Source organism: Hymenobacter qilianensis (assembly GCF_014489555.1).
GTDB classification, from domain to species: Bacteria; Bacteroidota; Bacteroidia; order Cytophagales; family Hymenobacteraceae; genus Hymenobacter; species Hymenobacter qilianensis.
On record NZ_CP060784.1, the window covers coordinates 4,407,383 to 4,420,531 of the forward strand.

A 13,149-nucleotide genomic window follows, 5' to 3' on the forward strand; every position below is an offset into this window, starting at 1 on the left:
AGAAAGAGCCTTACTAACTCGCGTTTCAATCAGATCATCTTTATTGCTACTGCGGCGTCCTTAGTCTCACAATGAACATCCTGCAACCTGTTGGTTCCCGAAGCTACATTCTGCCAGTTGCGATGTTGGCAATTATGCTATGCAATTGTGGCAGCCCACATAATGTTAGTGACAAGACCATGGACAACTTTATTATTAAGACATCTAGCAGGAAAATAAAGGAAAGATTTACAAGGGCTAAAGAAATTGCTGACAGCGTTGCTCGTATTGTAATCGCTCCTGAAAAGCTAGGAAACTTTTATTGCACATATCATTTCGAGTATTATGATGAACAGAGATACAGTAATGACTCTATCATTAGACCGCCTTTAAACTATCACATAAGCTACGTCTTGCTATATGAAGGAGATTCGATCGGATCAAGTGTAATTACAGTAGACAGCACATTTAAAGTCACTTACTGTCGTCTCGATGAGATGATTGGGCAGAAATATTTTCTTAATGATAAATTAGAAATCACGAAGACCAAGGCTTTAAGTATATCTAGTGCAAAGGGAATAGATGTGAACTCCACACACGCTCCAGCAGTGGCAGAGTTTAGATCTAACGCGGGAGACAGCTACAACAGGAACACGCAGACGCTAAGAAATTTAAAAACCTTAATCTATTTGCTTGATATAGAAAAGCGCAGATTCTATTGGGATATAGAAAATCACTGTGATGGTTGTACTGAGTTAAAGGTTGATGCTGAGACTGGCGAAGTATTCGATAAAAATAAAATAACCTTTATCTATTAAACTTAAAACCGAGCATACCGTCGTTTGCGGCGCCATGCCCGGAATAACCCAAAGCCCCCAGCAACACCAGTGGCGCGCCGATATTGAGGATCTGCCAGCGACGGCGCTGCTCCGTTATTTTCACTTTATCAAGCGGCCGGAGCGTAATCTGCTTGCTGCGAACAGCAATGAGCCCGGTTTCATCGAGCATATAATCGACGGCGTTCAGAGCCAGTTCGCGGTTGGCAAACTCGGTGTTGGCCAGACGGTCGAAGCCGAGGCGGAAGGGCTGCCCGGTTTTGGGGTCCAGCTCGCTACGCACAAAGTCACCATCACCGATGATAAGTATTTTACCGGGGCGGGCATTGGCTGCCGTGGCCGGTTGAAACTGCGTGGTGCCGGGCTGAGCACGATTGGCAAATAAGGAGCGAAACTGGCCTTCGAGCAGATAACCAACTGGCTTGAAGCTTTCGCGGTAGAGCTTGGCATTGGGCTCCATGCGGGCATCGTTCAGATTGACAGGCACCGGCGAAGGCAACACACGAGTATAGCGCGAGGTGAACAGCAGCGGCGTTTTGCGAATACCCACGGCCTTTACCGTGTCAATGGTGCTCACAAACTTGGTGTAAACCGCGTCGAGGTTGCGGGTGATGGGGTGCGGGCTGAACTGATTGATGAGCGGATAAAACTGCCACGGCATCGGCTCCACGGTGGGCTGGTCTCCGGTGGTACCCGTCACGAGCGGGATTACGCCGGAGTTCAGATCGAGCACTAAATCAGGGTTAATGCGGGCGCCGTACTTGAAGAGCAGATCTTCTAAATTGAGTTGATACGGGAAAGCCAGCATGCCGCCGCGGGCTGCGCTGTCGAGATTGACGCGCATGGCATCCATGAAAAAGAGCGCTTTGCCGCCCTGGGTAATAAACTGGTCGAGCTTGAACTTCTCAATTTCAGTGTAGGCTTGCTCGGGCTTGGCCACGATGACCGCGTCGAGAGTGCGCAGGTTGGGCACGGCAGCCAGATTAACCCGGTACACATCGTAATACTCTTGCAATGAGCCGATCAGGTCGCCGGCTTGGGCGTTGGTCAGTTCTCCGTGTCCTTCCACCACGCCAATGATTTTGCGGCGACCAGGCGACAATTTGCGGATGTTGCTGGCCAGCTCGTATTCCAGGCCTTCGATACTCTGATTCAGGCGCACATCAGAAGACGCGGTTTGGTTGCCGCGTAATAGCAGCACGTGCTTCTCGCGCGGACCAACGGCCACGGTGGCCCAGGGAAAGATGGTTTTCTCGACTCGCTTACCGTTCTCACTAGATGCCAGATTGGTAGGGCGCAGGCCTTTCTTAATCAGCGTTTCATGGTACTCACTGCGTGCTTTCTCGGAGCTGGCGGCCGAAGGGTCGACGAACACGTAGCGCAAATTTGCCCCCCCAAATACCTGCATCTCGTTCAGGGTTTCGCGCACGGCCTGCTGGAGGCGGCGGAAAGCGGGCGGAAAGTCACCATCCAGGTACACCGTGACCGTAACTGGCTCCGGCAGATTTTGCAGCAGCTGCTTGGTGGCCGGCGACATGGTATAGCGCTTTTCCTCCGTCAGATCGAGGCGAAAAAAGAGCCGCTGTCCTATGAAATTGAAAAGTAAAATCAGTCCAATGATGAGCAGAAACCGGATCAGGTCGCGGCGCTTGCGGGAAGATTGAATGGGTGGTTCGGGCATGTTGTGCGAGGCTTCCATCTTAGCTTTCTGGAGGGGTCAAGATGTAAGCAGAGTTACCAATTGCGGCTTTGCAGCACTAGCCGGGTGGCTAAGAGCAGCACGGCCATCAGGCTAAAGAAATACGTCAGGTCGCGGGAGTCGATCAGACCTTTGCTAATGTCGCGGTAGTGGGCCGCGATGCCGAGCTGACTGATATAATAAGCCGGGCTTCCTTCAAAGACAGATGCCAGCGAATCGAACCCCGAATACACCAAAAAGCAGCCCACCACAGCCACCAAAAAGGCAATAATCTGGTCGCGGGTAATGGCGGAGGCGAACACACCCATGGCCACAAACACCCCGGCCAAAAGCGCCAGCCCCAGATACGAGCCGACTGTAGCTGCCGAATCTATGTTGCCTTCCGGATTGCCGAGCTTGTACACCGAATAGTAATACAGAAGCGTAGGCAACAATGCTAGCAGCGCCAGCAGCAGACAAGCCAGAAATTTGCCCCCAGAATCTGACCATCGGTGAGCGGGCGGGTGAGCAGCAGCTCGATGGTGCCCGCCTTCTTTTCCTCGGCAAATGTGCGCATGGTGATGGCCGGAATCAGGAACAGAAAGATCCAGGGAGCAATATTGAACAGGGTTTGCAGGTCAGCGTAGCCGTAGTCCAGCACGCTGCTCTCCGGAAACACCCACACGAACAGCCCGGTAGCCACCAAGAAAACGCCTAGCACCACGTAGGCAACTGGCGAGCTTAGAAAGGCATTAAATTCTTTGCGAAGAATGGCAAACATTGGGGTCAATTAGTGAAAAAGGGCGGTCATGCAGAGGCGGAGCCGAAGCATCTCGCATGTTTAGCATGATTAATAATCCAGTATCAGCACGCGAGATGCTTCGCGTTGCTCTGCATGACCGCCTAATGATTTTATTTAGTCAGGTTCTGAAATACTTGCTCCAACGACTGCTCTTCTTGACGCAACCCCAGCAGTACCCAACCTTCCTGGGCCGCGAGGCGCGAAATTGCCCCCCGAACATCGGTCCCGGCGCTAGCCCGGATGTGGTACATATTCTGGGGGGCAATTTCGACGCTGGTAATGCCCGGCAACGCTCGCAAAGGAGCAGGGTCGATGGCTTGCTCAAATTCCGCCCGGATCAGCGTATCGCCAGCGGCGCGGGCCCCTAAGTCGCTCACCGAGCTATCGGCTACAAGCTGGCCCCTATTGATAATTACTACTCTCGTGCACAGAGCAGTTACCTCGGGCAGAATGTGAGTCGAGAAAATCACGGTTTTATCTTCGCCCAGCTCCCGGATAAGCGTACGAATCTCGCCAATCTGGTTGGGGTCAAGGCCGGTGGTGGGCTCATCGAGGATAAGTACGCCGGGGTCGTGAATCAGGGCTTGCGCCAACCCCACCCGCTGCCGGTAGCCTTTCGACAAGGCCCCGATCTGCTTGTTCTGCTCGCGGCCCAGTCCTACTCTATCCACCATTGCGGCCACGCGCTGGCGCCGCGCAGCACCTTTCAACCCGTGTACAGAGCCAATAAATTCGAGGTACTCATGCACGTACATATCCAGGTAAAGTGGGTTATGCTCAGGCAGATACCCCACCTGGCGGCGCACTTCCAGGGGCTCAGCCAGTACGTCGTGGCCGGCTACGCGCACCGTACCGGCACTGGGGGGCAAATAGCCGGTCGCAATCTTCATGGTCGTGGACTTGCCGGCCCCGTTTGGCCCTAGAAAGCCCAGAATCTCGCCTTTGCTCACCGAGAACGAAATATCATTCACGGCAGCTTGGCTCCCGAAATTTTTGGTCAGATGCTGTATTTCAACCATAGAATGTAGCGCGAAGCTCCAGCTCCGGACATCATTGCCGAGCCTAAAACGGAAGACAACGACAAGTGGGTACAAGGAAGCGCGAAGCTGGAGCTTCGCGCCACAAGTTTACTTTTTAGGCTGTAATGGTCGCATTTCCATGTCCACAATGTGGAAATTAAATGGCGTTTGCAGCGCATAAATGATGGTATCGGCAATATCCTGGGGCTGCATCATATGCTCATTGGCATCGGTGCCGGGGATATCGTCGAAGAAATTGGTTCGCACCGAGCCCGGATACAGGCAGGTGACTTTGATACCATCGTTGCGCACTTCCTTAAACAACGACTGCGAAAAGCCGCGCACAGCAAACTTGGATGCGCAGTAGCCCGCCATTTTTTCAATGCCCGTAGTTCCGGCAATAGATGAGATGTTCACGATATGGCCTATTTGCTGGCGCTTCATGGCAGGCAACACGGCCTGGCAGCAGTAAAAGGTACCGTGTACATTGGTATCAAACATCATATGCCAGTCATCAGCCGAGAAGCCATCTACCGGACCAGCAATGCCTAAGCCAGCATTGTTCACGAGCACATGCACCTCAGCGCCGAGTTGCTTGATTGTATTGGCAAACGCAACCTGCACACTGGCTTGCTTGCGCACATCGCACTCAAAAAAATGGAAGTGTTCGTGCTTCAGATCCTTCGGGCGGGTGCGCCCCCAGCCGGCTACAATAGCGCCCTTGGCCAGCAATGCCTGCGCTGTGGCCAGGCCAATGCCTTTGCTGACGCCCGTTAGAATAGCTACCTTGCCGGTCAGGTCCATAGTTTGGTGATGTTGCGAGTGAATAGTTGGTTGCAAGTTAGCTGCCCGCCGCGGCTTTTTCGCAGTTGGGTAAGTCTGCTGGTGCTGATGTCGTGGCTTTCGGGCTGCGCCAAGGATCACGAAGGCGATTGTTTTAAAAGCACGGGCAGCATCGTAACTGAACGCCGGGCGCTGCCACCCTTTCAGGACCTAGTCACCTACACCAACGTTGATGTGACGCTGGTGCAGGATACTACGCTGGCTGAACCTTACGCCGAGGTGCGCACCGGCAAAAATTTGCAGGAGGATATTGAGCTTCAGGTAGAAGATGGCCGGCTTACCGTTCGTAATACGAGCCGCTGCAACTGGGTGCGCCGCTACGACACGCCCCGCGAAGTAATCCTGCACGTAGCCAGTATCCACGACGTAGCCTTGCTGGGCGCTGGCAGCATCCGCACGGCCGGCAACTTCCGGGTCAGCACCGTTTTCTTTCACCTCGTAGGTGCCGGCGACTACGACCTCGACCTTACCAGCGACATTGTGTATCTGGATATGTACGAGTTAGGCGATGTGCGCCTGCGCGGTGCGGCCGATGAGCTAAGCCTGATTGTGGGCGGGCTTGGCTCGGTGCGAGCCACCGACTTACAAACCAAGCGCTGCTTTTTTGAGCTTACCCGCAGCAGCGACGGATCAGCTTACGTCAGGGCTTCCGACGTTGTGGGAGGCACCCATTCCGGCACCGGCACGCTTTACTATAGTGGCAATCCGGCTGCCACCGACATCCGGGTAACCGGCAAGGGCAAGGTAGTAGAGGTCAATTAACAATTGGCTTACCAGCCGCTGGCTAAATATCGCCTAGCTGCGGCCGAATCAACAGCTCCTCCACTACTGCCTGCGGCGACAAGGTGTAAGCTCCGAAAATGGCCTCAGCTACGTCTTCGGCCTTAATAAAGCGCTCGGGGGGCAAATCGGCGCCTTCCCAGCTAGCCGTAAGTGTAGCCCCCGGCAACACAGCCGTCACCCGGATACTCTGCTCTTTCAGCTCTTCGCGCAAGGCTTTCGTCAGGCCAAGCAAGGCAAACTTCGCTACGCTGTACGCGCCACCGCTGGGGTATGCCCGCAAACTGGCCACCGAGCACATCGTGAAAATATGCCCCCACCGTGCGCTAACATGCTGGGCAGCAAGGCGCGGGTTACATCATAGGTGCTATACAGGTTCACCTCGATCATGTGGCGCAGCACCGATCCATCCTCGGTGTCATCTTGGAGGCGGCCGGGCGTAAAGGCTCCGATATTATTTACCAACACCTCAATTTTGCCCCCCAGAGCCAGCACGAAATCGGTGAAGCGGCGGGCTTCGTCGGGTTGGCTCAGGTCGGCGGAAAGCGTATAGAGCTCACTGCCCGGAATTGCCTGCTCTATATCAGTGGCGAGCGTAAGCAAATCGGCGGTAGAGCGGGCGCAGGTGACGACCGCAAAGCCAGCCTGCGCAAAGCGCATGACCACAGCCCGCCCAATTCCCTTCGTTCCTCCGGTAACAATGATATATTTTTTCATTCCTTTACTTGTTGAGTTCGTTTTTACGTAGGGTTACCAAACACGGGCCGAGCATCGCTGTGGCGTAGCTGTTTGCTCTGCAAGTTCCTGTATTTCTCCCTTCCTTCTTCCGCTTTATGGTCAAAAACTTCGGCGAGTTTCTGCTTTTCATTCAAAGTATGGTCACGCGGACCGAGCGCCTCAAAACGCTTTGGCAGCGCACCCTCGAAGAGTCCGTAATTATTGGCTTCGACTCGGTTTTCATTGTCGCTATTGTAAGTGCGTTTATTGGCGCTGTTACGTGCGTTCAAATTTCCTATAACCTGGTTAGCCCGCTCATTCCGAAATCGACCATCGGGTTTATGGTGCGCGAAATGACCATCCTGGAACTGGCGCCTACCATCACCAGCATTGTGCTGGCCGGTAAAGTTGGCTCCAGCATTGCGGGTGGCTTGGGCACGATGCGCATCACCGAGCAGGTAGCAGCCCTAGAGGTAATGGGCATCAACTCAGCTTCTTACTTAGTACTTCCCCGTATTGTGGCGGCCATTCTCATGTTCCCGCTGCTGGTTATTCTGGCTATGGCGCTTTCTATTTTGGGCGGATACCTAGCTGGTACGCTCACCGGCGCTATCTCAGCTCAGGAATATATCGAAGGTCTCCGCACCGATTTTATTCCTTACAACATCGCCTTCGCCTTGATCAAATCGGTTGTATTTGCCTTCCTAGTGTCGGCTATTTCATCGTACAAAGGCTACTTCACGACGGGCGGCGCACTGGAAGTAGGAGCAGCCAGCACTGGTGCCGTAAACAACTCAATTATTGCAATCCTGATAGCCGACTTCGTGTTAGCAGCGCTGCTTTTGTAAAGCAGTAGGTTGGGCATAGGCTGGCAACATAAAGCCCCTCTCCCGATTGCTCCGCTCTAACCTCTTCCCCTATTATCTGTTTTGAACTCATGATTGAAATTCATAACGTCCAGAAATCCTTTAATGGCAACCAAGTGCTGAAGGGTATCACCTGCACGTTTGAGACGGGCAAATGCAACCTGTTGCTGGGTGGCTCAGGTACTGGCAAAAGCGTGCTGCTACAATGTATTGTAGGTCTTATGCAGCCCGACATTGGCAGCATAACTTACGATGGCAGCGTGTTTACCAACAACAAGGTGCAGATCAGGCAGGAGATCCGGCGCAAGATCGGGATGCTGTTTCAGGGCTCGGCTTTGTTCGACTCCATGACGGTGTACGAAAACATCGAGTTTCCTCTCAAGATGCTGACGCCTGAGATGACCAGGGAAGAGCGCCGCGACCGGGTGGAGTTTTGCCTGAAGCGGGTAGGCCTTGAAAACGCGGGCAACAAAATGCCCGCCGAAATCAGCGGCGGCATGAAGAAACGTGTGGGTATTGCCCGCGCCATTGCACCCAACTGTACTTACCTCTTCTGCGACGAACCCAACTCCGGCCTCGATCCGCTCACCAGCCTCAAGATTGACGAGCTGATTCACGAAATCACCCACGAGTACAACATCACCACTGCCATCATCACCCACGATATGAACTCGGTGATTGAAATTGGCGACCACATCATCTTTTTGCATAAAGGCCAAAAGCTGTGGGATGGTACCAAGGAAGAAATCCTGAACGCTCAAGTACCTGAACTGAAAGAATTTATCTTCAGCAGCAGCTTGGTGCGAGCCGCCAAAAAAGTGGACGACGAATCGGAAGGAGGCCTTGCAGCCATTACAGAAGGCGAATCAACCAGCGCTTAACTCTGGGTTTCTCTTCCACAAAAAAAGCCCCCAGACTATTCTCTGGGGGGCTTTTTTATTCAATCTGTGCTACGCATTCTGGTCACGCAGGCCTGTCAGGTGGGCCAAGTGGTGCTGGCCGTGCCAGGCATAGAGCGCCAAGGCTTGATCCAAGGTATAATCCCGATCGTTGCCGGGATGATAAAAAGTGTGCTGCCATTGCGCTTCCGTCAGGTGGTGAAGCAACACGGTCCAGCGGATATGTAAAGCCTCCAGCAGCGTCAAGGATACGGTGATAGGTGTTGCCTCTATATCGGGGAGTTCAGCCCAGGCATGCTCGTCGTAGGGCCGCACGGTGGGCCGTTCCTCGGTGAGAGCCAAGCGGAAACGCGTGTAGCTGTTGATGTGCGAATCGGCCAGATGGTGAATGACCTGGCGGCCCGTCCAGCCACCGGGCCTATACGGCTCTAAGAGCCGGACGCCGCCTATTTCGCGCGCCACAGTATTAAGCTGGACCGGCAGCTCAGCTATCTGCTGAATAAAAGTCGCGCGCTCAGGGGCGGAAAGCGGGCTCGCGGGCAGCGTCGGCTGACCGATTGGGTAGCGAAGATCAGGGCTGGGGGGCATTTTCAACTGGTTGAGTGGAAGGATAGGGCACAAAAAAAGCCTTCCATACAAGGAAGGCTTTCTTTCTAACATGACCAAAACTTAGCCGTTACGCTTATTAAGCTCATCGCGGATTTTGGCCGCTTTTTCGTAATCTTCTTTTTCGAGGGCCTGAGCCAGCATCTTGGTCAGCTCATCCAGCGACACCTGACCGCTCGGGTCGCGGGGGCTGGGCGCCGATGCCGGAGTGCCGCCATTGTCCTCGTCATCGTCGTCCTCGTCATCATCGTCCGAAGCATCTTCGGCGTTTTCATCAAGGTCGCTCAGGATGATACCAGCTTCGCTCAGCACGCTTTCCACGGTAAAGATCGGAACCCCGAACCGCAGGCCGATAGCAATGGCGTCACTGGGCCGCGCGTCTATTTCGAAGGTCGTGGCCCCATCGGAGCACACAATTTTGGAGTAGAATACGCCTTCCTTCAAATCCGAAATCATCACTTCGATGATGGCCACATGCACGTGCTCGGCAAACGACTTGAACAAGTCGTGCGTCAGCGGACGGTTGGGACTTATTTTTTCTATTTGAATAGCAATGCTCTGCGCCTCAAACATGCCAATGATGATAGGCAACCGACGGTTGCCCGTTTTTTCACCCAGAATAAGAGCGAAAGAACCCGATTGGGATTGGCTGGATGAGAGGCCGAGGATTTCGAGCTGAATTTTCTTCACAAGCGATTAAGCTGATTTTAGGTGTGTCGATTCGCGTTTATTAAACTAGTAATCAATAAGTTAATGCCATAAATAAAAACAAAAGCATCAACCTATCAAAACTCAATTTAGCAACGCATTAATTCAACTCTTTAACGGCCTGAGTTAATTTCGGTAGTACGTCGAATACGTCGCCAACGATGCCATAATCAGCCGCTTTAAAAAACGGAGCTTCTGGATCTTTGTTGATGACGACGATAACTTTCGACGAGTTTACGCCAGCCAAGTGCTGAATGGCGCCCGAAATACCGCAGGCAATATACAAGTTCGGCGACACCGTGATACCCGTCTGGCCAACGTGCTCGTGGTGAGGACGCCAATCGACGTCGGATACCGGCTTGGAGCAGGCAGTAGCTGCGCCCAGTGCTTTGGCTAAGTCTTCAATCAGATTCCAATTCTCTGGGCCTTTCATACCGCGGCCACCAGATACAACCTTATCAGCTTCGGGCAACAGAATACCACCAGCTTGCTCTTGCATGATCACCTGCTTTGGAGCATCGGCGAAGTCAGTGTCGGTGAGCTGGGCAGAGAACTGCTCCACAGTGGCGGTTTGGCCAGCATTGTGCAGAGGCTCCATCGAGTTTTTCTTGACCGCAATAATTTTTCGCTCGCCACTTAGAATAACGTCGGAGAAAGCCTTGCCGGAATACGCCCCGCGCTTCACTACAAATTGCCCCCCATCCATCTTGGGAAGCTCTACTACGTTGGTAGCCAAGCTGGCTTGCAGGCGCACCGATAAGCGCGAACCAACAGCCGCTCCAATGTTGGAGTTAGCCAGTACAATTATCTGCGCGCTTTCCTGCTGGGCTGCCGCAGCAATCAGCTTGGTGTAAGCGCCGTTTACGAAATCCTTGAGGCGGGAATCGTTATCGTATAATACTTTGCTGATGCCTTGCTCACCAAGGGTGGCAAGGTTGGTCTCGGTAGCCTCGCCCACGGCCACAGCCGTAGCCGTAGTGCCAAGCATTTGGGCTACCTGGCTTCCGTAGGAAGCTACTTCCAGCGAGGACTTTTTCACCTCACCGTTATCACACTCAACTACAATTAGAACAGACATTTATTTAGACATAAGAAGTGAAGTACAAGAAATGAGATGTTTACTAGAGAAGCTTGATATCAGCAGCATGTGCTTTGTGGTTCTCTAACCTCAATCCTGTATTAAATTACTTTGGCTTCGTTGCGCAGCAGTTTGATCAGGTCGCCGGCCGATTCGGCGGGAATAAGCTTAACACCCTGCTTCTTGGGGGGCAAAGCGAACTCGGTAACCTGGGTGCGGGCAGCTTCGCCGGTAGGCTCTACTACTTTCAAGGGCTTGGTCCGGGCCGTCATGATACCACGCATGTTAGGAATGCGGGGCTCGCACATGGGCTCCTGACACGAAACAACGAAAGGCGTAGCCACCTCCACTATTTCTTTGCCACCTTCAATCTCACGCTCCAGCGTGGCGGTGTTGCCTTCAACATCAAGCTTGATGGCCGGCGCTACGGTCGGAATGCCGAGCAGCTCGCCCACCATGCCATGCACTTGAAAGCCGTTGTAATCAATGCTTTCCTTACCCATCAAGATGATGTCATAGCCACCTTCTTTAACGGCAGCGGCAATTTGCTGAGCCACGAAAAAAGCGTCGGTGGGCTTGGCATTCACGCGGATAGCGTCGTCGGCACCAATGGCCAGGGCCTTACGGATATTGGGTTCCGTATCGGCTTCGCCTACGTTGAGCACCGTCACATTGCCGCCCAGCTTTTCCTTTAACTCAATGGCGCGGGTGAGGGCATATTCATCCCAAGGATTAATTACAAACTGCACCCCAGCCTTGTTGAGCTCCTTATTATCAGGAGTAAAGGCAATCTTGGTGGTCGTGTCGGGCACGTTGCTGATACAAACGAGAAACTTCATCGAAGGTGCTTATATGGACGAATAACTACGGGAAAGCCCCTAATTTCGGGCGAAGATACAGAAAACTCCTGCCCTATGGAAACCTCACCCAGCCGTTTACAGCAACTCTTGGCCTTCTACGCCGATGACCCCAACGACGCATTTACGATCTATGCGCTGGCCACCGAATATCGAGCAACAGAGCCACTGCTAGCTATGAAATATTATCAAACGCTGCTGGAAGAGCACCCCGACTACGTGGGGACTTACTACCATGCGGGCAAGCTGCTGGAGCAACTAGAAAAGCCCGAAGAGGCCGAAAAAGTTTACCGCCTAGGGTTGCAGGTGAGTCGTAAAGCTGGTCAGATGCACGCCGCTAGTGAGCTTCAACAGGCGCTGAATCAGCTACTGGGCCTAGATTACGAAGACGAGTAAAGCCATTAGCTTACTTATTTTGCACTAGCGCACGAGCCGCTTCCACGGCTACCCGGGCATTGGGCGCATAGGCATCAGCCCCGATTGTGCGCCACAACGTAGGATCGGCATTGAATGGCGCCCCTCCTACCATCACCGACACCTGGCTGGCGCCAATTGTATACTGTTTGGCGTTGATGAGCTGGCGCAGAATGTTCACATGGTGAGGCATGGAAGCGCCAAGCACGAGCAAATTGGCTTTAAACCCGACAACCGCCTTCCAGATATCATCGGTTGGGGTGTTGGCGCCTAAGAAGTAGGGCGTCCAGCCATCAAATTCCAGGAAGTCAGACACCATACGCACCGGCATACTGTGCAAATCGCTGGACACGGTAGTAGCCACGAAACGGAAGCCATTGGGAGCAGGTGCCTGCAAATATGGGTGGAGCATAGCCATGGCCAGCTCGGTGGCGGCGGTGCAATAGTGCTCTTGGGCAACAGTGATTTCGCCCCTGTGCCAACGCGAGCCCACTTCCCACTGCACAGGCATAAATACATGCTCGTAGATAAGGCGCACATCAATACCTTCTTTAGCTTCTTTTCGGAGTAAGCTGATAGCTTCGGCGCGCTGTCCAGCCAAGAGATTTGACAAGTACGCATCAGCAAGCGCTTTCAAAGGTGCCTCTTGGGAAGAATCAACTGGCGGGGAAGGCTCAGCTACTATCACTGGGTGCTCCAGCTCTTTAAAAGCTGCGCTCAGATAGCCCGCTGCGGCTATATACTCCGCGATGGGTAAGCGCTGGGCCAGAACCTGCTTGAGGGCCGTCAGCTGCTGAGTCAGCATCTGGTCGTGGGCCTCGTCGGCTGGATGGTGCCGGGAATGAAACAAATGCGCCTCAAATAAGCCGGCACTGTTCATCAAAATGGCGTTGGCCAAAGCATTAAGATGGCCTTGCATCTCTTGTTCGAGTGCTCGGCGGCTTTCTTCACTTCCCCCACAGTAGTCTACGTCCGGCGACAACTGACAATAAAGTACTGCAGCCTCCTCAGTTATGCTCTCGGCCTGTTGATAAATGGTTTCGGCCGTACGTTGCTGTTTTACATTC

General features: G+C 53.3%; 17 protein-coding genes. 5 read left to right on the forward strand and 12 right to left on the reverse strand.

Annotated elements, in window-relative coordinates:
- Window positions 1–71: 71 nt before the first annotated feature.
- Entirely contained in the window at window positions 72–797 is a 726-nt protein-coding gene (locus tag H9L05_RS20010; RefSeq protein ID WP_187732400.1) for a hypothetical protein, read from the forward strand.
- On the opposite strand, the gene gldG is transcribed toward H9L05_RS20010, so the two are convergent.
- The 5 genes from gldG to H9L05_RS20030 form a co-directional block, all read right to left on the reverse strand.
- Window positions 787–2,496: a gliding motility-associated ABC transporter substrate-binding protein GldG gene (gene gldG / locus H9L05_RS20015; RefSeq protein ID WP_223284591.1), complete on the reverse strand. Its 1,710-nt coding sequence runs from the start codon at window positions 2,494–2,496 to the stop codon at window positions 787–789. The genes H9L05_RS20010 and gldG overlap by 11 nt on opposite strands.
- A gap of 53 nt (window positions 2,497–2,549) precedes the next feature.
- Entirely contained in the window at window positions 2,550–2,945 is a 396-nt protein-coding gene (locus H9L05_RS26505) for an ABC-2 transporter permease (protein ID WP_317175027.1), read from the reverse strand.
- A 5-nt stretch (window positions 2,946–2,950) separates the two neighbouring features.
- The gene (locus tag H9L05_RS26510; protein WP_317175028.1) at window positions 2,951–3,274 is read right to left on the reverse strand and encodes an ABC-2 transporter permease; all 324 of its coding nucleotides are present in this window, start codon (window positions 3,272–3,274) and stop codon (window positions 2,951–2,953) included.
- A 131-nt stretch (window positions 3,275–3,405) separates the two neighbouring features.
- On the reverse strand, window positions 3,406–4,314 hold the full coding sequence (gldA, locus tag H9L05_RS20025; RefSeq protein ID WP_187732401.1) for a gliding motility-associated ABC transporter ATP-binding subunit GldA: 909 nt from the start codon (window positions 4,312–4,314) through the stop codon (window positions 3,406–3,408).
- A gap of 108 nt (window positions 4,315–4,422) precedes the next feature.
- Entirely contained in the window at window positions 4,423–5,118 is a 696-nt protein-coding gene (locus H9L05_RS20030; RefSeq protein WP_187732402.1) for an SDR family oxidoreductase, read from the reverse strand.
- Between the two features lie 87 nt (window positions 5,119–5,205).
- Here H9L05_RS20030 and H9L05_RS20035 point away from each other — a divergent pair, with 87 nt between their 5' ends.
- Window positions 5,206–5,919, forward strand: a complete 714-nt coding sequence (locus tag H9L05_RS20035) for a GIN domain-containing protein (RefSeq protein ID WP_187732403.1) — start codon at window positions 5,206–5,208, stop codon at window positions 5,917–5,919.
- A gap of 22 nt (window positions 5,920–5,941) precedes the next feature.
- Here the strand turns inward: H9L05_RS20035 and H9L05_RS26515 are convergent, their stop codons facing one another.
- The gene (locus H9L05_RS26515; RefSeq protein WP_317175029.1) at window positions 5,942–6,220 is read right to left on the reverse strand and encodes an SDR family oxidoreductase; all 279 of its coding nucleotides are present in this window, start codon (window positions 6,218–6,220) and stop codon (window positions 5,942–5,944) included.
- Window positions 6,184–6,654: an SDR family NAD(P)-dependent oxidoreductase gene (locus H9L05_RS20040; protein WP_317175030.1), complete on the reverse strand. Its 471-nt coding sequence runs from the start codon at window positions 6,652–6,654 to the stop codon at window positions 6,184–6,186. Before H9L05_RS20040 ends, H9L05_RS26515 begins: the two co-directional genes overlap by 37 nt.
- Before the next feature lie 116 nt (window positions 6,655–6,770).
- Here H9L05_RS20040 and H9L05_RS20045 point away from each other — a divergent pair, with 116 nt between their 5' ends.
- A complete protein-coding gene (locus tag H9L05_RS20045) occupies window positions 6,771–7,502 on the forward strand; it encodes an MlaE family ABC transporter permease (protein ID WP_187311221.1) in 732 nt (243 codons plus the stop codon).
- Between the two features lie 89 nt (window positions 7,503–7,591).
- Entirely contained in the window at window positions 7,592–8,401 is an 810-nt protein-coding gene (locus tag H9L05_RS20050; protein ID WP_187732404.1) for an ABC transporter ATP-binding protein, read from the forward strand.
- A 69-nt stretch (window positions 8,402–8,470) separates the two neighbouring features.
- Here H9L05_RS20050 and H9L05_RS20055 read toward each other — a convergent pair whose 3' ends face one another.
- The 4 genes from H9L05_RS20055 to H9L05_RS20070 form a co-directional block, all read right to left on the reverse strand.
- Window positions 8,471–9,007, reverse strand: a complete 537-nt coding sequence (locus H9L05_RS20055) for a YfiT family bacillithiol transferase (RefSeq protein ID WP_187732405.1) — start codon at window positions 9,005–9,007, stop codon at window positions 8,471–8,473.
- Window positions 9,008–9,088: 81 nt separating this feature from the next.
- Window positions 9,089–9,715 carry a bifunctional nuclease family protein gene (locus tag H9L05_RS20060; protein ID WP_187732406.1) on the reverse strand — a complete coding sequence of 209 codons (627 nt, stop codon included), beginning with the start codon at window positions 9,713–9,715 and terminating at the stop codon, window positions 9,089–9,091.
- Window positions 9,716–9,833: 118 nt separating this feature from the next.
- Entirely contained in the window at window positions 9,834–10,811 is a 978-nt protein-coding gene (locus tag H9L05_RS20065; protein WP_187732407.1) for an electron transfer flavoprotein subunit alpha/FixB family protein, read from the reverse strand.
- Window positions 10,812–10,912: 101 nt separating this feature from the next.
- Window positions 10,913–11,650 carry an electron transfer flavoprotein subunit beta/FixA family protein gene (locus tag H9L05_RS20070; protein WP_187732408.1) on the reverse strand — a complete coding sequence of 246 codons (738 nt, stop codon included), beginning with the start codon at window positions 11,648–11,650 and terminating at the stop codon, window positions 10,913–10,915.
- A 75-nt stretch (window positions 11,651–11,725) separates the two neighbouring features.
- Here H9L05_RS20070 and H9L05_RS20075 point away from each other — a divergent pair, with 75 nt between their 5' ends.
- Window positions 11,726–12,064 (forward strand): tetratricopeptide repeat protein, encoded by a 339-nt coding sequence (locus H9L05_RS20075; RefSeq protein WP_187732409.1) that lies wholly within the window; start codon window positions 11,726–11,728, stop codon window positions 12,062–12,064.
- A gap of 10 nt (window positions 12,065–12,074) precedes the next feature.
- Here the strand turns inward: H9L05_RS20075 and H9L05_RS20080 are convergent, their stop codons facing one another.
- Entirely contained in the window at window positions 12,075–12,980 is a 906-nt protein-coding gene (locus tag H9L05_RS20080) for a cobalamin B12-binding domain-containing protein (protein ID WP_187732410.1), read from the reverse strand.
- Window positions 12,981–13,149 lie beyond the last annotated feature (169 nt).